This window comes from Burkholderia sp. DN3021 (assembly GCF_049805555.1).
Classification (GTDB): Bacteria; Pseudomonadota; Gammaproteobacteria; order Burkholderiales; family Burkholderiaceae; genus Burkholderia; species Burkholderia pyrrocinia_C.
In genome coordinates this window covers 60,994-82,699 of record NZ_JBNCAB010000021.1, presented here as the reverse complement: position 1 = coordinate 82,699, position 21,706 = coordinate 60,994, and the positions used below count along the sequence as shown (strand labels likewise).

At 63.5% G+C, this 21,706-nt stretch carries 21 protein-coding genes; 15 read left to right on the top strand and 6 right to left on the bottom strand.

Going from position 1 to position 21,706, the window contains the following annotated elements; genetic code table 11:
* Both ACPUER_RS13625 and ACPUER_RS13620 read left to right on the top strand, forming a co-directional pair.
* Positions 1–543: a hypothetical protein gene (locus ACPUER_RS13625; protein ID WP_425131368.1), complete on the top strand. Its 543-nt coding sequence runs from the start codon at positions 1–3 to the stop codon at positions 541–543.
* Positions 544–656: 113 nt separating this feature from the next.
* Positions 657–1,838, top strand: coding sequence for a cystathionine beta-lyase (locus ACPUER_RS13620; RefSeq protein ID WP_425131367.1), 1,182 nt, complete (start codon positions 657–659; stop codon positions 1,836–1,838).
* 88 nt (positions 1,839–1,926) lie between these two features.
* Here ACPUER_RS13620 and serB read toward each other — a convergent pair whose 3' ends face one another.
* Complete coding sequence (gene serB / locus ACPUER_RS13615) at positions 1,927–2,772, bottom strand: phosphoserine phosphatase SerB (protein ID WP_310143202.1); 846 nt, start codon at positions 2,770–2,772, stop codon at positions 1,927–1,929.
* A 202-nt stretch (positions 2,773–2,974) separates the two neighbouring features.
* On the bottom strand, positions 2,975–3,916 hold the full coding sequence (locus ACPUER_RS13610) for a LysR family transcriptional regulator (protein WP_310143199.1): 942 nt from the start codon (positions 3,914–3,916) through the stop codon (positions 2,975–2,977).
* A 123-nt stretch (positions 3,917–4,039) separates the two neighbouring features.
* Between ACPUER_RS13610 and ACPUER_RS13605 the strand changes: the two genes are divergently transcribed.
* From ACPUER_RS13605 to ACPUER_RS13595, 3 genes are all read left to right on the top strand, one after another.
* On the top strand, positions 4,040–5,056 hold the full coding sequence (locus ACPUER_RS13605) for a zinc-binding alcohol dehydrogenase family protein (protein WP_425131366.1): 1,017 nt from the start codon (positions 4,040–4,042) through the stop codon (positions 5,054–5,056).
* 264 nt (positions 5,057–5,320) lie between these two features.
* On the top strand, positions 5,321–5,872 hold the full coding sequence (locus ACPUER_RS13600) for a DUF6013 family protein (RefSeq protein ID WP_175964453.1): 552 nt from the start codon (positions 5,321–5,323) through the stop codon (positions 5,870–5,872).
* A 250-nt stretch (positions 5,873–6,122) separates the two neighbouring features.
* A complete protein-coding gene (locus tag ACPUER_RS13595; protein WP_425131365.1) occupies positions 6,123–6,599 on the top strand; it encodes a PliI family lysozyme inhibitor of I-type lysozyme in 477 nt (158 codons plus the stop codon).
* Positions 6,600–6,639: 40 nt separating this feature from the next.
* Here ACPUER_RS13595 and ACPUER_RS13590 read toward each other — a convergent pair whose 3' ends face one another.
* Together ACPUER_RS13590 and ACPUER_RS13585 are read right to left on the bottom strand one after the other, a co-directional pair.
* Positions 6,640–7,443 carry an ABC transporter permease gene (locus ACPUER_RS13590; protein WP_034181315.1) on the bottom strand — a complete coding sequence of 268 codons (804 nt, stop codon included), beginning with the start codon at positions 7,441–7,443 and terminating at the stop codon, positions 6,640–6,642.
* On the bottom strand, positions 7,440–8,141 hold the full coding sequence (locus tag ACPUER_RS13585) for an ABC transporter ATP-binding protein (RefSeq protein WP_425131364.1): 702 nt from the start codon (positions 8,139–8,141) through the stop codon (positions 7,440–7,442). The genes ACPUER_RS13590 and ACPUER_RS13585 overlap by 4 nt, the downstream gene beginning before the upstream one ends.
* Positions 8,142–8,292: 151 nt before the next feature.
* On the opposite strand from ACPUER_RS13585, the gene ACPUER_RS13580 reads away from it, so the two are divergent.
* On the top strand, positions 8,293–10,599 hold the full coding sequence (locus ACPUER_RS13580) for an AsmA family protein (protein WP_425131363.1): 2,307 nt from the start codon (positions 8,293–8,295) through the stop codon (positions 10,597–10,599).
* Between the two features lie 140 nt (positions 10,600–10,739).
* Positions 10,740–12,332 carry an ABC-F family ATPase gene (locus ACPUER_RS13575; RefSeq protein ID WP_072441319.1) on the top strand — a complete coding sequence of 531 codons (1,593 nt, stop codon included), beginning with the start codon at positions 10,740–10,742 and terminating at the stop codon, positions 12,330–12,332.
* Positions 12,333–12,452: 120 nt separating this feature from the next.
* On the opposite strand, the gene ACPUER_RS13570 is transcribed toward ACPUER_RS13575, so the two are convergent.
* Both ACPUER_RS13570 and ACPUER_RS13565 read right to left on the bottom strand, forming a co-directional pair.
* Positions 12,453–12,962 (bottom strand): hypothetical protein, encoded by a 510-nt coding sequence (locus ACPUER_RS13570; RefSeq protein WP_425131362.1) that lies wholly within the window; start codon positions 12,960–12,962, stop codon positions 12,453–12,455.
* A 1,137-nt stretch (positions 12,963–14,099) separates the two neighbouring features.
* Positions 14,100–15,734, bottom strand: a complete 1,635-nt coding sequence (locus ACPUER_RS13565; protein ID WP_425131361.1) for a P-loop ATPase, Sll1717 family — start codon at positions 15,732–15,734, stop codon at positions 14,100–14,102.
* Positions 15,735–16,880: 1,146 nt separating this feature from the next.
* Here ACPUER_RS13565 and ACPUER_RS13560 point away from each other — a divergent pair.
* The 8 genes from ACPUER_RS13560 to ACPUER_RS13525 all read left to right on the top strand — a co-directional run bounded on the left by ACPUER_RS13560 (position 16,881) and on the right by ACPUER_RS13525 (position 21,604).
* Complete coding sequence (locus ACPUER_RS13560; protein WP_425131360.1) at positions 16,881–17,501, top strand: recombinase family protein; 621 nt, start codon at positions 16,881–16,883, stop codon at positions 17,499–17,501.
* Entirely contained in the window at positions 17,498–17,791 is a 294-nt protein-coding gene (locus ACPUER_RS13555; protein WP_425131359.1) for a hypothetical protein, read from the top strand. The genes ACPUER_RS13560 and ACPUER_RS13555 overlap by 4 nt, the downstream gene beginning before the upstream one ends.
* A 27-nt stretch (positions 17,792–17,818) precedes the next feature.
* Positions 17,819–18,220, top strand: coding sequence for a hypothetical protein (locus tag ACPUER_RS13550; protein WP_425131358.1), 402 nt, complete (start codon positions 17,819–17,821; stop codon positions 18,218–18,220).
* 1,526 nt (positions 18,221–19,746) lie between these two features.
* Positions 19,747–20,088 (top strand): hypothetical protein, encoded by a 342-nt coding sequence (locus ACPUER_RS13545; RefSeq protein WP_425131357.1) that lies wholly within the window; start codon positions 19,747–19,749, stop codon positions 20,086–20,088.
* Positions 20,089–20,117: 29 nt separating this feature from the next.
* Complete coding sequence (locus ACPUER_RS13540) at positions 20,118–20,522, top strand: hypothetical protein (RefSeq protein WP_425131356.1); 405 nt, start codon at positions 20,118–20,120, stop codon at positions 20,520–20,522.
* Positions 20,519–20,851 carry a hypothetical protein gene (locus ACPUER_RS13535; RefSeq protein WP_425131355.1) on the top strand — a complete coding sequence of 111 codons (333 nt, stop codon included), beginning with the start codon at positions 20,519–20,521 and terminating at the stop codon, positions 20,849–20,851. The genes ACPUER_RS13540 and ACPUER_RS13535 overlap by 4 nt, the downstream gene beginning before the upstream one ends.
* A gap of 13 nt (positions 20,852–20,864) precedes the next feature.
* A complete protein-coding gene (locus ACPUER_RS13530) occupies positions 20,865–21,113 on the top strand; it encodes a hypothetical protein (protein WP_425131354.1) in 249 nt (82 codons plus the stop codon).
* A 92-nt stretch (positions 21,114–21,205) separates the two neighbouring features.
* Positions 21,206–21,604 (top strand): hypothetical protein, encoded by a 399-nt coding sequence (locus tag ACPUER_RS13525; RefSeq protein ID WP_425131353.1) that lies wholly within the window; start codon positions 21,206–21,208, stop codon positions 21,602–21,604.
* The last annotated feature ends 102 nt before the right edge of the window (positions 21,605–21,706 follow it).

Sequence of the window (21,706 nt, the reverse complement as noted above, 5' to 3'; positions counted from 1 at the left end):
GTGGGTCGATATTCGGAATGGCAACGGGCGCTTGTCGTCGCATGCGCGCTGGCGGCGGGCATCGCGCTGCCGGGCGCGGTCGCGGCGCAGGCCGTCGCGCCGGGCGCGCAACAGGATGAGGCGGCACCCGCGCGGCCGCTGCGGCCGAATCCCGAATTCGTCCGGCTGCCGCGCTACGAAGGCACGCTCGGCGACCGGCCGATCGTCGTGCATCTCGGCCCGAAGACGGACGAGGAAGGCGTGCACGGCGAATACCAGTTCGCCGATACGGGCGAGGTGGTCCTGCTCGCGGGCGATCGCGATGGCGATACGCTCGAGATCGAGGAATCGAACGACGGCACGAACATCTCCGGCGTATGGATCGGCCGCTTCGACGCGACGGGCGACCTGAAGGCCGACCGGATGAACTCGGACGAGTCGGACCCGCAGCCCGTCGTGCTGCGCCTGGCGCCGGGCAAGCGCGCGGCGCTGCAGGTGCGCGCCGGCCGCGTGCAGGAAATCGAGACGGTGGGCTCGGTCGTCAATCTGCGCACCGACGACTGAGCCCGCGCTGGCTCGGCGTGCGCGGCGCGCATTGTACCGGGCCAAATGCGCCGATTTTGGCTAACCTAGCGACATATTCCGCAACCGAACGGCCTTGTGCCCGGCTCCCTGTCATGACTGCATCCACTCCCAAGCGCGCGCTGCAAACCCGCATCGTTCAACCCGATGACCTCATTCCGGAAGGCTTCCGTTCGTTCGTGCCGCCGGTCGCGCGTGCGTCGACGGTCGTGTTCCCCGATCTCGCGACGATGCGTGCGCTCGTCTGGCACAACGACAACCAGTGGCGCTACGGGCTGCATGCGACGCCGACGTCGCTCGCACTTGCGCAGCGGCTCGCCGAGATCGAGGGCGGCACGCACGCGCTGCTGCAGCCGTCGGGCCTCGCGGCGATCATGAACGTCTACTTCGGCATCGTGAAAGCCGGCGACGACGTGCTGATTCCGCACAACGTGTACGGGCCGAACGCCGATTTCGGCAACTGGCTCGCGAAGGATTTCGGCATCGCCGTGCGCTTCTACGATCCGCTCGTCGGCGCGGGCATCGCCGAGCTGATCCAGCCGAACACGCGGCTGATCTGGATCGAGGCGCCAGGCTCGGTGACGATGGAAGTGCCCGACGTGCAGGCGATCGCGGCGGCCGCGAAGGCGCGCGGCATCGTCACCGCGATCGACAACACCTATTCGGCCGGGCTCGCATTCAAGCCGTTCGAGCACGGCGTCGACATCTCGGTGCAGGCGCTGACCAAGTATCAGTCGGGCGGCAGCGATGTGCTGATGGGCGCGACGATCACCGCGGACGCGGAACTGCACGCGAAGCTGAAGCTCGCGCGGATGCGCTGCGGGATCGGTGTGTCGGTCGACGATTGTTCGCTCGTGCTGCGCAGCCTGCCGAGCATGCAGGTGCGCTTTGACGCGCACAGCAGGAGCGCGCTCGCGCTTGCGCAATGGCTGAAGGCGCGGCCGGAGATTGCTTCGGTGCTGCACCCGCAGATCGCCGACTGCCCCGGGCATGCGTCGTTCATGCGCGACTTCACGGGTGCGGGCGGGCTGTTCTCGGTGGTGTTCGACGAGCGCTACAGCGCGGAGCAGATCGACCGCTTCGTCGAGTCGCTCGAACTGTTCGCGATCGGCTGGAGCTGGGGCGGCGCGTGCAGCCTCGCGATGCCTTACGACGTCGCGTCGATGCGTCCGGACTGGCCGCATCGCGGCACGCTGGTGCGTTTCTATGTCGGCCTCGAGGACGAAGCCGACCTGCGCGCGGATATCGAGCGCGCGATGCAGGCCGCACTCGGCTGATCGCAGGCCGATAACGCCCCGCGGAAAAAACGAAACGCCGGCGCGATGCAACATCGCGCCGGCGTTTTTCATTCGAGGTCGTGCGGGATCAGAACAGCCGCAGCAGCCCGTCGAGGCCGACGTGATCGAACGCGACCGTCGCCGCGTCGCGCACGACGGGCTTCGCGTGAAACGCGACCGACAGCCCGGCTTCGGCCATCATCTTCAGGTCGTTCGACCCGTCGCCCATCGCGATCGCGCGGCTCGGCTCGAGGCCGAGCGACGCGCACGTGTCGCGCAGCAGGCGTGCCTTCACGTCGGCGTTGACGATCTCGCCGAGCACCTTGCCGGTCAGCTTGCCGTCGACGATCTCGAGCGTGTTCGCATGCGCGTAGTCGAGGCCGAGGCGTGCCTTCAGCCGCTCGGTGAAGAACGTGAAGCCGCCCGACACGAGCAGGGTCTTCATGCCGGCGGCCTTCACACCGGCAAGCATCGTCTCGGCGCCCGGCGACAGTTGCAGCCGTTCCTCGTACACGCGCTCGAGCGCCTGCGCATCGAGCCCGGCCAGCAGCGCGACGCGGCGCGTGAGGCTTTCGTTGAAGTCGCGGATTTCGCCGCGCATCGACGCTTCGGTGATCTCGGCGACCTGCGTCTTGAGCCCGCAGAAATCGGCGATTTCGTCGATGCACTCGATCGTGATCAGCGTCGAATCCATGTCCATCACGACGAGCCCGAAATCGCCGAGCGTGCGGCCAGCCTCGACGAACGCGAAGTCGAGCGCGTGCGTGCCGCAGTACGCGTCGATGTCGAGGCGCTGCGCCGGGTTCGCGTTTTCGATGCGCAGCGCGTGATCGTCGGTCTGCACGATGCGGGCGCCGCGCGACAGCGCGAGCAGCGGTTTGTGATGGGCGTCCGACAGCGGCGCAAGACTCTGGATGACGAGGTTGTGGGTCATGGCGGGATGGTTGCGAGGCGAATGAAATGCATGCGCGGCCAACGGACGGCCGCCTGCGGACGCGGGCCCCGTTCGGCTGCGGGCCATGGCGTCGCGAACGCGCCATTGTAGCCGGTTGGCCGGGCTGGGCGATCGCGGCAGGTACGAATCCGGAGGCCGGACTCGCAACGGCACGCCCGCCGCGCGGGCCGAACGCCGCCAACTATCGCTCGTCCGCACGGTCCCAGTACGGCGGATCGCCGAAATGCCCGGCCAGAAAGGAGATGAACGCGAGCGTCTTCAGCGGCACGTGTGCGCGGCTCGGATAGACGGCCCAGATCGCGACGTCGTCGGCGAACGGATAGTCGTCGAGCACCGTGACGAGCGCGCCGCTCGCGAGCAGCGGGCCGACGTCCCAGGTCGACTTGATCGCGATCCCGAAGCCGTCGACGAGCGCTTCGCGGATCGCCTCGCCGTTGCTCGCGACGAGCCGGCCGGCGACCCGCACGGTCAGCGGGCCTTGCGGCGTCGCGAACGACCAGTCGCGCTGGTTGCCGAGGATCACGCACTCGTGCTGCGCGAGGTCGGCCGGATGGCGCGGCGTGCCGCGTTCGGCGAGATACGCGGGCGAGCAGCACAGCACGCGGCGGTTCACCGCGAGCTTGCGCGCGACGAGCGTCGAATCCTTCAGCGCGCCGAGGCGGATCGCGACGTCGTAGCCGTCGTCGACGAGATCGACGATCTCGTCGGACAGCCGCAGGTCGAGCGACACCGACGGATAGCGGCGCAGGAACGCGGGAATCACCGGCGCGACATGCTGGCGGCCGAACGACGACGACATCGATACCTTCAGCCGCCCGTACGGCTCGCTGCGGCCGCGGCCGACCGACGCGCGCGCGGCGTCGGCGGCCGACAGCAGCGCGTCGGCGCGCGCCATGAAGACCTCGCCGTCCTGCGTGAGGCTGATGCGGCGCGTGGTGCGGTGCAGCAGCCGCGCGCCGAGCTGGCGCTCGAGCTGCGCGATGCGCGCGCTCGCGACTGCGGCGGACACGCCGAATTCGCGCCCGGCCGCGGTGACGTTCGCGAGCAGCGCCGCGCGCACGAACAGCGCGACGTCGAGCAGGTCGAGCGGCTTGTCGGGTGCCGGAATCGGATCGGACGCCATTATTCTGAAATTCCTGAAAATGTTTCAGGAAATATAGCGGTTTTCTCGAATGATCGGGTTGCCTACGATGACGTTCATGGGGCTGCGCCGCGGCCCGCCCGTTTCCCTGAAAGGAGTTTCGTGATGAAAGCCGTTGGACTGACCCGCTATCTGCCGATCGACGACCCGCAGGCCTTGCTCGACGTGGAGCTGCCGCAGCCCGTGCCGGGCCCGCGCGACCTGCTCGTGAAGGTCGAGGCCGTTTCCGTGAACCCGGTGGACACCAAGGTGCGCGCGCCGAAGCCGCAGGTCGAGGAGACGCCGCGCGTGCTCGGCTGGGATGCCGCCGGTACGGTCGTCGCGGTCGGCGCGGACGTCACGCTGTTCCGGCCCGGCGACGAAGTGTTCTACGCGGGCAGCATCACGCGACCCGGCGCGAACAGCGAATTCCATGCGGTCGACGAACGGATCGCCGCGCTGAAGCCGCGCACGCTCGACTTTGCCGCGGCCGCGGCACTGCCGCTCACCGCGCTGACCGCGTGGGAAGCGCTGTTCGACCGGCTGCGCGTGTCGCCGCAGGGCGCGGACGCCGGCAAGTCGGTGCTGATCATCGGCGGCGCGGGCGGCGTGGGCTCGATCGCGATCCAGCTCGCGAAGGCGCTCGGCAAGCTGCACGTGATCGCGACCGCGTCGCGGCCGGCGTCGGCCGAATGGGTGCGCTCGCTCGGCGCGGATGCGGTGGTCGACCATTTCGGCGACCTGCCTGCGCAGTTGCGCGAGGCCGGGCATCCGAACGTCGACTACGTGCTGATCTTCAACGACACGGATCGCCATTTCCCCGCCGCAGCGGAAGTAATCCGGCCGCAGGGCGGCATTTGCACGATCGTCGAGAACGAGAAGCCGGTGCCGGTCGAACTGCTGAAGGCGAAGAGCGCCGCGTTCCACTGGGAGTTCATGTTCACGCGCGCGATGTTCGAGACGCCGGACATGATCGAGCAGCACCGGATCCTCGGCGAAGTCGCGCGGCTCGTCGACGGCGGCGCGCTGCGCACGACGCTCGGCGAACAGCTCGGCTCGATCAATGCGGCGAATGTGCGGCGCGCGCACCAGTTGCTCGAAGCCGGGCGCACGATCGGCAAGCTCGTGCTGAGCGGCTTCTGAGCGTCTGCAACCCCGCCGTTTCGTGCGAGGCTCTTCGAGGAGGCATTCGCCGGCGGTACTTCCTTCGGGGCGGAAAGCCTGCGGTGGCCCGGCGTTTTCTCGAGAGCCGGCATCGCGCGTAAGGTTGCAACGCCGCGAACGCAAGCGGGGTAACACCCGATGCGTTTGCGGCGCATTGCATGCCGCTTGGCGGTAGACTGGCAACGCATCATGCATCGAAAACCGCGCGGCACGCGCGTGCCGCCGCATTACAAGGAGGTCAGCATGAGCCAACGCAGCTTGTCAGTCGCCGCATCGTGGTCGGCCGTGTTCGCGGCGGCGTGCGTCAGCGCGAGCGTATTCGCGGCGCCGCCGGTCAAGGGCAGCCTGAAGGGCGGCGGTACGGGACAGCTCGAATACACCGTCAAGGTCGACTCGAAGACCTTCGGCAATACGCAGGAGACCCGCAAGATCCGCTCGGGCGAAACGGACGACTTCAACTGGAAGTCGGTGCCGCCGAGCGGCGCGGTCGCGTTGCCGGACGGCTGCCCGAACGCGGACAACCTGCCGCGCGACGCGAACGGCGCGATGGTGCGCCAGACCCAGGTGCGGCTCGCGCCGTCGGTCGATGCGAAGGGGATCGCGAACGTGCAGATGAGCTTCCAGGCGGCCGCGCCGAAGGGCACGCGCAACGTGACGGCCGGCGGCAAGTCGCTGCAGTGCCCGGACGTCGTGTCGGTGAGCCAGGTGAAGTGGGTGTCGATTCCGACCAACGGCGGTTCGAAGTCCGTGACGATGAGCGACGGCACGAAGGTGACGGTGTCGATCAAGCGGTGAGCAGCGCGCGGGCCGGCGTTTCGTCCGGTGCGCGCGCAACGGATTCGACTGGCGGGACGGGCAGGGCGGCACGTGAGCGTTTCGTGTCGCCGTCACGATGCTTTCCCGCGACCTGCTTCGCGCTATGTTGCCGCGGCAACGGCATGGCAACTGTTTGCCGCGCGTCCGCTCAGCGTGCCAACCTGCGTGACGTCATGCGGATGTCGCGTTATGCTCCGCCACATCATCACCTTCCTGTAACGATATCCCGATGAAATTCCGAATGTGCATGCTGCTGTCGGCCGCTGCGTTCGTCTCCGTGCACGCGCAGGCGGCCGACGATTGCAGTTTCGTGAAGAAGATCGAGCTGCCGTCGCGGCAGCAGGTGGCGGTCGTGTCGAGCGGCGCACTCGAACCGTGCTCGACCGGCAGCTATGCGGTGCGCGTGTATTCGACCGCGCATGCCGCACCCGGCTTCGATACGGACGACTACGTGACGGGGGCGCTGCATGCGCGCGACGGCACGGTCACCGATGCGTTCACGGCCGACCTCGGCGCACGCGCGCCGCAGGCGCTCGTCGTGACGACGCGCTCGGCCGGCAGCGGCGGTTATGTCGGTGCGCAGGCCTATGTGACGACACCGCGTGCGGTGCGGCTCGTCGCGTCGGTCGACGGGCTCGCGCCCGACGCGGACATCGCGGCCGCGTTGCGGCAGGCGATCGGCAAGCGCCGCGCGCTGACGCGCTGATCGCGCAGCGCGCGAACGCATCGCGCGGCGCCGCCGCGTGTCAGTGCGCACGTTCTTCGAGCCGCGCTGCGAGAAAGCGGTGATCGGCCGAGAACAGCCGGCGATAGGTCATCAGCACCGCGCCGACGGTGCCGAGCGCGGACGCCGCGGCGATCAGGAACATGATCACGATCTGGTAGCGCACGGCCTGCAGCGGCGACTGGCCGGCCAGCACCTGACCCGTCATCATCCCCGGCAGGCTCACGACGCCGACGACGGCCATCTGGTTCAGCGTCGGCAGCATGCCCGCGCGCACGGCCTGGCGCGCTGCGTCCTGCGCGGCTTCCCAGCGCGTCGCGCCCAGCGCGAGCGCGGTCTCGACGCGGTCGCGGCGTGCGGTGAGCTCTTCCATCATCCGCTCGACGCCGAGCGACACGCCCGTCAGCGTATTGCCGAGAATCATCCCGAGGATCGGAATCGCGTATTGCGGCGCGTACCACGGATGGATGCGGATCACGACGAACAGGCCGACCGCCGCGACGAACCAGCTGCTGAACCAGATCGACGCGATGCTGTCGATGCGCTGGCCGCGGTACGTGCGCTTGCCGCGTCCCGCGCCGGCGAAACCGGCGATCAGCGTCATCAGCGCGGTGAGCGGCAGCACGACATACCAGTGCGGATGGCCGAACACCCAGCCGAGCACATAGCCGATCGCGAGCAACTGCACGACGGTGCGCACGGCCGCGAGCGCGAGCTTGCGGCCGAGGCCGAGCGACAGCGCCGCCGAGATCGCGCCGTTGATTGCGACGAGCGCGGCGGCGATGCCGACGTCGACGAGGCTCAGGTCCTGCAGTGCCGGGCTCATCGCGCAGCCTCCATCTGGTTTGCGGCGTGCAGCACGCCGGCCTGCATCACGAGCCGCGTCGTGCCGATCCGTGCGGCCTGGGCCGGATCGTGCGAGATCCACATGTACGCGCGAGCGTCGGGCGCCGCGTCGAACCACGCACCGACGAGCGCTTCGATCGCGCGCGCCGATTCGGGATCGAGCGCGGAGGTCGGCTCGTCGAGCAGCAGCACGTCGGGGTCGAGCTGCAGTACGCGCAGCAGCGCGGCGATCTGCGCTTCGCCGCCCGACAGTTCGCTCGCGCGCTTGTCGAGAAAGTCGGGGCCGCGGCCGGCACGTGCGGCGAGCGCTTCGGCGCGCGCGCGATCGAACGCGACGTCGCGATAGATCGCAAGCGAATACGGATAGCGCAGTTGCGATTCGACGGTGCCGTCCATCTGCGCGGGGCGCTGGCGCACATATGCGACGCTGCGCCGGTAGCGCGGGATCGCGCTGCGCCGGATCCGGCGGCCGCGCCACAGGATGTGGCCGCCGTCGAGCGGATCGAGCAGCGCGAGCGCGCGCAGCAGCACGCTCTTGCCCGACCCGGACGGTCCCGTGATAGCAATGCGCGATCCCGCCGCGAGACTGAAATCGGTCGGGGCGAGCAGGGTCTTGCCGCTGCTGGCGTCGCGTCGCGTGATGCGCTGCGCCTCGATGAGGTCGGTGGGGGCTGTCATGTCACAAATGAAAAAAAGCGTTAATGGCGCCAAAAGGTCGCCGTGCCGTGCGTCATAATACCGATTGAAAAGCCGCGGGTGTCGTGTGCCGTTCGTCCACGCAAGCGGCCCGGCATGAGCGGCAACATTTCAGAACAACAACGGAACCGCCATGACGCTAACCCGAGCCATCGGCAAATCGGCTGCATGGATCGTCGGTATCGTCGCGGTGTTCATCGCGGCGGCCGGCGTCTTTCTCTTCACATTCGACTGGAACCGCGCGAAACCGTGGGTCAACGAACAGGTGAGTGCCGCACTCGGCCGCCCGTTCGCGATCAACGGCGACCTGAAGGTCGGCTGGCGTCGCCCCGACGGCGAGACCGGCTGGCGCGCCTGGGTGCCCTGGCCGAGCTTTTCGGCCACGCAGCTCGAGATCGGCAACCCAGACTGGGCGAAGGCGCCCAAATTCGTCACGCTCGATGCCGCGCACTTCGATCTCGCGATCCTGCCGTTGCTCGCGCATGAAATCGTCATTCCGTCGATCGACGTCGTGAATCCCGCCGTCGACCTCGAGCGGCTCGCCGACGGCCGCAACACGTGGACCTTCCAGTTCAAGCAATCGGCGCAGCCGTCGCCATGGAAGGTACGGCTCGACAGCTTCGGTTTCGCGAAGGGCACCGTCACGTATCGCGACGCGATCACGAAGGCCGACCTGAGCGTCGCGATCGATACGCTCGGGCAGCCGATTCCGCTCGGCGACGTGCTGAAGGAACAGGAGCAGACGTCGCGCGCGGCGTCCGCGCAGCGTGTCGGCAAGCACGGCGCCGCGCAACTGAGCGCGAAGGCGAACGCGGAAGCCGCGTCGAGCGCGTCGGCGGCGCAGGCTGCGGGGGCGTCGTCGTCCATGGCGGTTGCAACAGCGTCTGCGGTTGCGCCTGCGTCGTCGTCGGCGGCCGCATCAAGTGCATCCAGCGCGTCAGGTGCGTCAGGTGCGTCCGCCGCATCCGGTGCAAGCGGCACCGCGGCACCCGCGAAGCCGTCCGGCCCGACCTATGCGTTCGGGCTGAAGGTCGACGGCCGCTACAAGAACGTGCCGATCAGCGGAACCGGCAAGCTCGGCGGCGTGCTCGCGGTCGAGGACACGTCGCGGCCGTTCCCGCTGCAGGCCGACGTGAAGGCCGGCGACACGCGGCTCGCGATCGTCGGCACGCTGACCGACCCGCGGAATCTCGCGGCGCTCGACCTGCGCCTGTGGCTGCAGGGTACGTCGATGTCGCACCTCTATCAGCTCACCGGCATCACGTTGCCCGACACGCCGCCTTATGCGACCGAAGGGCGGCTGATCGGCAACTTCAAGCGGCGCGCGAGCACGTTCCGCTACGAGAACTTCAACGGCCGCGTCGGCGGCAGCGATCTCGGCGGCACGCTGCTGTACGAGCAGCGCGAGCCGAGGCCGAAGCTGTCGGGCGAACTCGTGTCGAACCTGCTTCAGTTCTCCGATCTCGCGCCGGTGATCGGCGCGGACACGGCCGCGAGCAAGGCCAAGCGCGGCGACACGACACGCCAGCCGCCGGGCCGCGTGCTGCCGGTCGAGACGTTCCGTACCGACCGCTGGCGCGCGCTCGACGCGGACGTGAAGTTCACCGGCCGCAAGCTGATCAAGAGCGCGAACCTGCCGATCACCAACCTGTACACGCACATCGTGATGCAGGACGGCGTGCTGTCGCTCGAACCGCTGCAGTTCGGCGTCGCGGGCGGCACGCTCGCGACGACCGCGCATCTCGACGGCAGCGGCGCGCCGCTGAAGGGCCGCTTCACGGTGGCCGCGCGGCACCTGAAGCTCAAGCAACTGTTCCCGGCGCAGAAGGTGATGCAGTCGGCGCTCGGCGAGATCAACGGTGACGCGTCGCTGTCGGCGACCGGCAACTCGCCGGCCGCGCTGGCTGCGACGTCGACCGGCGAAGTGAAGGCGCTCATCACCGACGGCCGCATCAGCCGCCTGCTGATGGAAGCAGCGGGGCTGAACGTCGCGAACGTCGTCTACGAGAAGCTGTTCGGCAATCGCGACGTGAACATCAATTGCGCGGCGATCGACTTCGTCGCGACCAACGGGATCCTCGACCCGAAGGTGTTCGCGCTCGATACCGACGACGCGCTGATCAACGTCGACGGCCCGATCAGCCTGCGCGACGAAACGCTCGACCTGAAGATCCATCCGCACACGAAGGGTTTCCGGATCTTCTCGCTGCGCTCGCCGCTGTACGCGAAGGGCACGTTCAAGAACCCGGACGTCGGCGTCGATGCGGGTGCGCTCGCGCTGCGTGCCGGCGCGATGATCGGGCTCGGCCTGATCAACCCGTTCGCGGCGCTGATTCCGTTGATCGCGCCGAGCAACAACAAGGACGTGCCGTGCTCGCAGCTGTTCGGGCAGATGAAGGAGAAGGCAGCGCAGAAGGAGGCGGCGAAGGCCGGCAAGTGACATTGGCCTGATGCGGACGCGGGCGCCGGCGCCGCACGTGGCGGCCCGGCTGGCGGGGCCGGAACAGTGCGGTCGGCAGTTTCTCCGACACCTGCTAAAATACACGGTTTTCCGTCGATTTCTCTCTTACGGGACCTGCCGTGCTTTCTACTGCCAACATCACGATGCAATTCGGGCCGAAGCCCTTGTTCGAGAATATCTCGGTCAAATTCGGCGAGGGCAACCGCTATGGTCTGATCGGCGCGAACGGCTGTGGCAAGTCGACCTTCATGAAGATCCTCGGCAGCGACCTCGAGCCGAGCGCCGGCAATGTCGCGCTGGAACCGAACGTGCGTCTCGGCAAGCTGCGCCAGGACCAGTTCGCGTACGAAGACGTGCGCGTGCTCGACGTCGTGATGATGGGCCACACCGAAATGTGGGCCGCGATGACCGAGCGTGACGCGATCTACGCGAACCCGGAAGCCACCGACGACGACTACATGCACGCGGCCGAGCTCGAGGGCAAGTTCGCCGAATATGGCGGCTACGACGCCGAGGCGCGCGCGGGCGCGCTGCTGCTCGGCATCGGCATCGAGGAGAAGTTCCACAACGGCACGATGAGCGACGTCGCGCCGGGCTGGAAGCTGCGCGTGCTGCTCGCGCAGGCGCTGTTCTCGAAGCCCGACGTGCTGCTGCTCGACGAGCCGACCAACAACCTCGACATCAACTCGATCCGTTGGCTCGAGCACACGCTCAACGAGTACAACTCGACGATGATCATCATCTCGCACGATCGTCACTTCCTGAACTCGGTGTGCACGCACATGGCCGACATGGACTACGGCACGCTGAAGGTCTGGCCGGGCAACTACGACGACTACATGCTCGCATCGGCACAGGCGCGCGAGCGCCAGGCTGCGGCGAACGCGCGTGCGAAGGAGCGCGTGGCCGAACTGCAGGACTTCGTGCGCCGCTTCTCGGCGAACAAGTCGAAGGCCCGCCAGGCGACGAGCCGCGCGAAGCAGATCGACAAGATCAAGATCGAGGAATTCAAGCCGTCGTCGCGCCAGAACCCGTTCATCCGCTTCGAGTTCGAGAAGAAGCTGCACAACGTCGCGGTGGTCGCCGAAGACATCACGAAGAAGTACGAGCGCACGATCTTCCAGAACTTCAACCTGTCGGTGCAGCCGGGCGAGCGGATCGCGATCATCGGCGAGAACGGCGCGGGCAAGACGACGCTGCTGCGTTCGCTGCTCGGCGCGCTCGAGCTCGATCACGGTACGGTGAAGTGGTCCGAGAACGCGAATGTCGGCTACATGCCGCAGGACACGTACGAGGAGTTCCCGAACGACATCACGCTGATGGACTGGATCGACCAGTACCGCAAGGACGGCGACGACGAAACGATGGTGCGCGGCACGCTGGGCCGCCTGCTGTTCTCGTCGGACGACATCAAGAAGTCGGTGAAGGTGCTGTCGGGCGGCGAGAAGGGCCGCATGATCTGGGGCAAGCTGATGCTCGGCCGCCACAACGTGCTGCTGATGGACGAGCCGACCAACCACATGGACATGGAATCGATCGAGTCGCTGCAGATCGCGCTCGAGCAGTTCGAAGGCACGCTGATCTTCGTGTCGCACGACCGCGAATTCGTGAGCGGGCTGGCGAACCGGATCATCGAAGTGCGGACGGATGGCACGCTGTTCGACTTTGGTGGGAACTACGAGGAATTCCTGACGAGTCAGGGGCAGGAGTAATTGTCCTAGCCTGTACCCAATCTGATGTACCCAATTGTACCCAAGAGGCCCGCTAAGTTGTACTCGGCGGGCTTTTTGTTGTACCCAGGTAGCCCCTCGACCGCATCGACTGGCCCAGGATCACCGCGCCATCCAGCTATTCCGTCCTCCAGCCACAGACCGTTGACCTTGACCGGTAGAGTTGGCGTATCGAACATTCACGGTACATACCGGACACGACAAATAACCGGCCGTCCGCTGAGTGGGAGGGTGGTCCTGTAAAACAGCTTTGCGCCGATCTGGGCCGTCGAAGCACGGCTGGCAGATATAGTGCTCCGGCTCGGTTGCCGTTGCCCCTGCTCGGTACGCGAAGCGGCCCGGGGCTACTGCGTGCAGTAAATAGCGGCCGCGCTCGGCTAGGGCGGTCTTCGCTGCTTCGAGGTCGCGTAATGCTGTCCGGTGTTCCTCTTGCAATTCCGATAGCTGTACGTTGTGCGCGAACAGTGACTGTTGTGCGTCGAGAATCTTGCTATTCAGGTCGGAAACCTTCGCAGCCATATCGTTGTAATTCTTCAGTTCCAGTGCGGCCCTACCGAAATCCATTGCCGTTTTCAACGATGCCGCCGCTGCCGTCAATTGCTGCATATCCATCGTAGTAATCCCCGTGTGACGTTGTGCCCACAAGCATAAGCCCGGGACGCACGGGATGTCAGCATGTCTGCTGACGAGATCAAGACACTTGCGGCGGGCGAAGCGGGAGGGCGTTAGAATTCGCAACCAACATGATTACGCCCGAGGAATCATATGCGTTCGCGCCAAGCTGAGGAATTCGCCGCGAGGTCCGATGCTTTTACCATGCAACTATTGGGGGAAGCGGAACTACAGCTCGCGGAAACGCGGCGACTCGCCCGAATGCCGTGGTGGGTGCCGCTCGCGGTCGCTGCTCTGTGTGTCGCCGGGGCATTGCTCGCACGGGCATGGTACGCAGCGCTGTAACGGCTCGACCGTTCAATCCTGATGAAACCAAAGAGATCGGATAACCCCGTTGTCGCTCGTGGGCAGGAGGCATGGGAGTGCCTAAAGGAAGATGCTCCGCGACGCCGCGCCCTATCGCGGGGAGCGGGCGACAAGGCCAGGGAAAGGCGCGAGCGGTCGCAGGACGCGCACAGGCGCTGGTGGGTCCAGGTCGGTGAGGCGCTGGCGACTGGAAAGCGTAAGTGCGTATCGAATCAGTCCTTTTCTGCGTGGGTAACGGCCCACGGGTTTGACGAAATCGTATTCACGACGCGGCAGGACGCCATATGGTTAGCAGCAAACATGGAGACGCTCGGGGAGCTACCGGACGACATGGCGAGTCCAACGGTCATAAGGCGATGGGCGAACAAACGAGCGGCTGTAGTATCCGGACGTGCTAATGGCGACCGAGTAACAGATGCTGATGTCGCCGCGCTTCAAAAGGCTGCGGCGTTGCTACGAGAATCCGCGCGGGATGCTCGACGCCGCGCTGCGGCACTAGACGAGGCTGCGCGGCTTATCGGCAAAGTGAGCATCGCGATAAAGAGACGTGTATAAGGCGAGGTTAGACCAAACGGACAGCGTCAAGTCGTCTGACTCAGTCCGGCCATGAGCGGACATTTGCGGTGGGCTGGCGAACGTCTGTTGACGAGCGACGAGCTACCATTTTGCAAAGCGACGACCGACGATTCGGCGGACTGACCTACGCCCGACGGTGATTTCCGCTTGAGCGGGCCTAAGTTTCACCGCTGTGATGCCCCACCCATCTTCTATCTAGTTCGGCTTCACGCCAAGTCTCGCCCATGCCATGGGATGAATAAATACTTCCGAGTTGGCCCGAATTTGCCCGTCACCAGGCGCGTTGATATCCATATATGCCCAAATCTGACTATTAAAAGACGCCAGCTTTAGACCCACAACACCTATTGAGTAAAGTGCCTTTATAAGTTCAACGCGGAACGCATGAGTGTTATCATTATTTATAAACGCAAATCCGGCGCGAATTACCGGGTCGACGGCGTGCTCACCGTCGAAACAATTGGCAATAACAAACTCATTGATGCGATCTTTGTGGATTTGAGATAGTCTAAATTTAGATGGCATTTGCTCTATCAGTGGCAAATATTCCAAGAAATCCGGAAAATGAGAAGTCCATTCGAAACTTAGTGCATTCATTCGTGTCGTCGAATATTCTATTTCCGCATTTCGAACTGTTTGAACTGTAACCTGCCCCTTGCCTTCTGAGCGCTTTAAGCATTCGTTTATAAATGAGATCGCGTCTCTCGGGCGGTAGTGAGTTCGCTCTAGCAGATAATCAACGAACGCTTCTTTTCCAATCGTTTTTGGAAATAAATCTACTAACTCAATTGGTGATAAAGTATATTGCTCCCGCACCAGCCGTATAATACGCTCATTGAGCATTTTTATCAAAAGTTTTTTTTCCCACCGAAGTTGCAAAAAAAGCGCAGCGTACTTTTCCTCTTGGAACCCTGCATCGCGGGTCCTTTCAAACACTGTTTGAACGAGGTCTTGACGCAAAGCTACAATTATTTTTACATTCACAACACTTCGAAAGGTCTTCACAGATTCAATCAAAGCGCGAATTAACCTGTATCGGAGATCGTCATCAACCCAGTTTTCATCAAGGCGATCAATAACAAGGTAATATTTTTGCTGAGGGTCCGTAAATATTTCTTCGTTCATTAACGCAATCACGTCGGCAAGCGCTTTAATTTGAATCGAATTTATAACGGTCTGCGCCTTGTTAACAACCTCCGTCTTACGCTCGTCCATCCTTTTGAGGCTGCCGCTTACATCCGCCTTCAATGCGCCGATTTCCGCCCCAAGCTTCGACGTGATTTCTCCCTCAAGCTTTTCGGTAACTTCCTTCACCCGATATTCGGTCTCTTGCCAAAAGGTATCACCCCATGTAGACAAGTAGTTAAAAGCGCGCTCCTTGGCTTGATCTTTTCGCTTCAGTGTGGGAATAAACCCCGCGATCCAGCTACGCGTCTTCTCTTCGTTAGTGAGATGGCAACGTCGCTTTAGTAGCTCAACGGCAAATACATGCTTCCAAAGCAATCCGTAGAAAATATCCAGCTTAACCCCAGCTTTTTCTAGGGTAACAAGAATATCGGAATTTGAAAGATAATTAAGGGAAAGGTTTTCTGGAGATACTACGATGACGTTAGTTATATTTTCGATCAAATGATTGATCAGTGCGGTCTTCCCTGATCCCGTCCGCCCGACAATTATGCGGTGTGGAGATCGGCAGTCTTTCAGCGTCTCGAAGTCTCCCGTATCCACGAAACAGGACGACAAAAAATCGCCGTCTGACTCGGCGTCAAGCTCGCCGATTGATGCGCCGCGGCGAAGCCGAAAGTGAAAGCCGTGATTGGTCTCTATCATTTCAGTTCGAGTTTTTGTGTCGTTTTATCACTTCGCTTGGCGCATGGCGTGACTCTGCAAACGAAGGCTTTCAGTGTACAGAATATCGGAAAGTGTGTAACGAACAAACCACCATGATCTGAAAAACGAAAAGGAGTCGGCTTCGGTGGCGGCGGGAAGGTGCTGCGTCGCGCGCAAGGGCGTCTCAGTTCGTTTTGCTGAGTATGCCAAGCTTGGCTTCCATCCGCAAAGCTTTTCCACTCGGTGCGGATCCATCCGATATTCGCTGGCGCCACCGTTCGACGGAATAGAGCTAATTCTTAAACAAGAGTGTCAAGGCCCCCGCGGGGGGCGTAGTCGGGACGGTAAGGACCGTTTTGGGTGAGGCCAAGATATTCGGAGAAACTCATCGACGGGCCGCAATGGGTCGGTAACGGCCGTGGCTATCAGTCCGTCCCGGCCAATCGCATGTCGTCCTTGCTTGGCTTTGGTATAGGATGGAGCGGCAGAGCGGTCTCGGCGCTCCATGCCGAACCCCTGCGCCTTACACCACTGCCCGAACAGCTGTCGGACTTGTGCATCCTGCACTCCACCAGGAGCGCCTCGCCTACCACGTCACGCCACAATTGGCGTTGCTCGGCCGCTGTCGCTTTGATCCCCGGCCAATGGCCGACACCCTTGACAACTGTAGCAGCCTCGTTTTTCTCCCGAAAATGCGTGACAAGGTGTCCCCGTCCACGCACGCCAAATTCCCCCCATGGGCCCGGCGAGCCGCCCAGGGCGGAGCAGCGCATTTCTCCCGCACGAGGCCAGCCTCGAACATGAGCTTTCGAGCCGTTGAGCGTGACGGGGCACCGTAGTCGTCGCAGCCAACCTACGTGCGGATGAGGCGGCAAACTATGCAACTGATGGTTTGTTCCACGTGGTTTTCCTTTCAACACGGCGTGTCGATTAAAGAACCAGATGGAGTCTGTTCGCGCGGCTGGCGCTTTGATGCGCGTCCAGGCTCGTTACCCCGTGGCACCTACTGCCTCGGTCGTGTTCCGATTGGGTATACCTGTAGCGAACGCGCAACGGCCATGCGCTTCCGTTCCGTTGAAGTTGACAGATTTTCGGAACAGTGGATAATTCGAAACACCACTTCAACGGAACGAGGTTACGTAGCACATGAGACGTATCTACTACGGACGTGTATCCACGCTCGACGGGCAAACGGCTGCGAGCCAATACGCCGACGCAGCCGCCCAGGGCATAGCCGCTGATGATGTGTTCATAGATGAGGGGGTGAGCGGGTATCACGTGCCACCCTCCGAACGTGAACAGTGGCAGCACGTAGAGCGCGACCTTCGCAAAGGCGGAGTCCTGGTGGTTCGCTGGCTCGACCGCATCTCGCGGCGCTACGACGAACTCCACGAGACCATGCAGCGCCTTATGAAGAAGGGCGTTCGGGTTGAATGCACGCTCAACGGTATGGTGTTCGACGGGCAAGAGACCGACCCATTGCGGCTCGGGATTCGCGATGCGCTATTGGCGTTCATGGCGGCGCAGGGCGCTGCGGACTATCTGAACCGGCGCGAAATGCAGGCGCGAGGGATAGCCGTAGCCAAAGCTGAAGGCAAGTACAAGGGGCGGAAGCACGCCGTTGATTACGCAGAAGTCAGGGCGTATCACGCGGAACACGGCGGCTCCGTGCGATCTCTCGCGGAACACTTTAGCGTAGGACTTGCCACCATTTCCCGCGCATTGAATTCCGCAAGCACCGCCAACCCAGAGGAGGCTGCTAAATGATCGGCCCCCATACACAGCTGATTCGTGCCCGTATTGCGTTCTCTCACGCCGGGTTGAGCGGCGATCATTCGTGGCTCGCGAAATCGGAAAGCGAACGGGCAGCGCCGGGTCTCTCCCTTACTTTTGCTCGCGGGGGTGTTGCCAGTATGCCGTCTGGAGAACTCGCGCTGCATTGGGCTGCGTCGATGGAAGACCAGATGCTGCGGCTCGCTAAGGAACTGGACGCCCTGGAGATGCAGTACGCCGCCCTGGATTCAGCCATGAGCGAGGCGACCGCCGAGCGGCGGTAACGCCCCTATCAACAAGGTGCAGAGACCATGCAGAAAAAGAATGCGCAACAAACTATCCACGCCTACCGCATTCCCGCCGACGTGGAGGCGAAGCTGATTGATGCAGCAGGCCGCGCAGCAGCGGCATTGAGGGGCAAGCGCCAGGCCGCACTACGAGCTATCCCGGCGCATATCGTGCCCGTTCTCAATCGAGCAGCGGACACCGCAGCGCGGCTGCTGAGCGCTGAGGGCGTCCGAGCGAGTCGTCGGGACCTCCGTGCCGCAGCAGCAGCCGTTGTGGTTCAACAGGAGGCCATCCTGGCAGCGGCAGGCATCGAGAGCCACACGCGTCACCAGGCCTCCGAGGAAATCCTTCATAAGACTCTGGTGGTCGAGATGCTCACGCCGCTAGACCCGGACCTGGCGCATGCCTACGGGTTCGCGGATTAACTCCGCACATGGTAGAGGCCCTACCGGCTTTTTGCTGTAACGACAATTAAACCGACACAAGGTAGTAGGCCCTAACCGGCCAACCGAGCCCCGCCACCGAGCGGGGTTTTTCTTTTTCAGCGCATTTTTTGCAAGCGCGAGCATTTGCGACCCTCTGCTTTTTAGACGAAACGACATGAGATACCTGCCAGCCTATTTCACTCCACCGACGCAACGCGTATGCCGCTGTTGCAGGCGACTCCTGCCAATCTCGGCTTTCTATGAGGACAAGAGCGTTAGTCCCAAGCTCCGCTCGCGCTACGCGGCTCGCTGCATTGAATGCGTGACGACCGAGAAGCGCAAGCGATACGCGGCGAACCCGCAGGCAGGCGCAGCGCTACGCAAGGATCAACGCGAGCGCAAGAAAGCCCGTGACGCCGCCGACCATCTCCGGGCACAAGCCATCGCTCGCAGCATTGCCGGAGGCAGTGAGTAATGACAGATACCAAGCGTTGCCCGAAGTGCGGCGAAACAAAACCACGTAGCGCGTTCTTCCGCGACGCATCGAAGCCCGATGGGTTGCAGTCGTATTGCAAGGCATGCAACAGCCGCTATCGAACAGCCAACCCCGAGAGGCATCAGGCGTCTGTTGCCCGCTGGAAGGCCAGGAACCCCGAGCGCGTATCTGCGCACAACGCCCGCCACCAACAAAAGCACTGGGCCGAACGGGACATTATCGACGCCCGCAGCCGAGGCCCAGTAATGGGTCTGACGCCCGAGTATCTGGAGTCGATTCAGACTGGCCGATGTGGCTGCTGTGGATTCGTGCCCTTCGACTTTCGCCGGCTCCACCTGGACCGTGTCGATACTACGCAGCCGTATCAACCCGGCAACGTGGCCTACTTGTGCAGAGTCTGCAACGTCCGCAAAAGCAACCTAAGCCCTGAGGACCTCCTTGCCCGCTTCGACCGCGACTTTGCAGCCGGGAAGCACATGGCGGCCCATGATCTCATGCTGCACATGTACATCCGTCGAGAGAAGCGCAAGCATCCGCCTACGGCTTGCGTACAGCACCCCCGGAGCCGCTGAGACATTCCGCGCCACTCCTCGTTAACTCCGGACCTCACGAGGCCGCCAGTGCGCCTCTCATCGTCCCCGCCAAATTCTGATGACATCGCCCGATGGCGCTCGGATTAACTCCGCACAGGTAAAGACCCGGGGCCGCCTATGCCTATAGAGCGCTAAGGGACGGTGCGGATTAACCCGACACAGGTTAGGAGCGCCGGGCCATGCCTATGATTACCTAAGGGGTAGAGGCTGCAAGGCTTGCATATGCCGTCGCTAATGCAGCAGCCCTAGACAACCATCAAAGATAACCCTCATTGATTATCAATGGGCGGAACCCATCAAGACGTCCCATGCCGCCCCGGCAATACATGGGACTGCTTACGTATCACCGAACCCGATGGGGCTGCTCAGAGGCGCTGCATTCGCTTCCTGGCTCCGTCCTCTTTCATTTCGATCCGACCTACAAGGAACCATCAACCATGAGCACCGTTATCCGCTACCTCAATCGCCGCACCGGCCAGCCTGCAACCCATGAAGACGAATTGGCAGGCTTGGCGCATTACATTGAATGTGACCACTTGGGCGTCCCCCTGCGCAATGCAGCGGGCCAGTGCGTCGCCTATAGCGGCCCAGAGGCCCTCAGCCATGCCGAGCGAGTCGAGGCGGTCCAGACGATTCGCTACGCCGATCCGAAGAACAGCACCCAGAGCGGCAGCTACAGCGCACCGAGTCCCGAGGACACCGCAGCTATACGAGACTACCTGGCGAGCAAGTACGGCTACCAGGTCGCAGCCGCCGAAGGCAGTGCCGCAGCCCGGTAACCAATCCCCATCCAACTCGATTCGAATCCATGACGAAACAGACCAACCCCGCGCCCCTGAGCGCCCACGAGATCGCAGAGAAGCTGGAGGCCGCGCGACGCTCCCCGAACCCGGCAGCGGCATTGCTGGCGGTCGCTGACGCGATGGCCGCCGACCCCTCTCAGACGGGCCGCGCAAAGGAAATCCGGTTCGCTGCAAAGCGACTCGAAGCCAATCCCTTTGATGCCGATGCAGGCCAGACCATCGCGGTACGCCTGGATGAGTTCAAGCGCTCCGCGCGAATGGCCGATATGCATGTCGATCCGGCCAAAGACCCGCTGACCGTCCCGCACAACCTCACCTTCCCGCTGGCCCCCGGTCGCACCCCAGACGAGCCGATGCAGCGCGACATGACGCGACTCACTGGACGCAATCCGTTCTACGGTCGCTCATGACGACCTACGCCGCCGCCGTGCGGCACCTGTTCCTCTCGGACCCAAGCGACCCCGGCGAGCGGTTCAAGCTGGCCCTGGCCGTCCTGATGACATCCCCGGATGGCCCGCAGCGCTCGAACGCGTTCCGTCTGACCCAAGAAGCCTACGACCTGAACCCCGGAGCATTTCGGGACCGCATCCGCCGCATGTGGGCCGCCTTGCCTGCCGAGGCCAAGCCCGAGCTAGCGCCGTTCGTGGTCGCGCCCGAGGATCGCCAGAGACGGCCCGAGCGGCCCCGCGACAGCACGGGTCTATCGCGACACCACCCACGCCGCAAGGCGCGTCAATGACACCATCGAAACCATGAGCTACATCCTGCATTCGAACAATATCCTGTTCGTTACCGCGATCAAAAACGCTACGAGCGAGGGCAAGGTTCCCGACCTCACGCCGTACCACCCCTATTCGTTTGCCAGCGACACTCCGGTTGAACCAGGCAACCGCATCCCGGACGCGGCTATCTGCACGTTCGACAAGCGTGAGAATGCATTGCCCGATCAAGTCGGCAAGACCGCCGCAGAGATTCGTGCGGCCCGAGGCCTGACGGTATGAATACAGCGAACGCGCAAACCGTCCGAACCAGTCGCAGGCGCATAGAGACCATCCCGGCCACTGGAGCCCCGCAAGGGGCACTAGCCGAGCGCGTGATCCAGGAGAGCGACCGCAAACAGCGCAGGCAGCGCCCCTTGCGGTTCCGCGATGGCTATGTGGAAGTCCCCCTGGTCAATTCGACCCAGGCTGTCCGCGTGGCTCTCTGGGATTTCCACTGGCTCCACTACGTAATGGGCATTGGCCGCCGCCGATGGACCCGAGGCGAGCGTGGCGAAATCCGAGCGCCCATGCATCGCGGGTTTCACCTCCGGGACAGAGAGCACGGCTACGACTACGACGTTGGAGCGCTGCTCCTGGGCCTGAAGCAGGGGGAGTGCTACGAGATGGACTATCCGTGCTCCCTCATGCCCGACACCATCCGGCAGGTTCCGCGCTCGCGCAGCCGTAAGAAGGCACGGAAGGCCGAGGCCGCCTCCGCCGATTCCACCTAAGGCCCACTCGGGCGTCCCGCGATGCCGCGTCGAAAATAGCCCCGCTCGCATCCTCTGCCCGCAAAGGGCCGTCTGGAGCGCTGTATCCGCTCTCGACTCCAT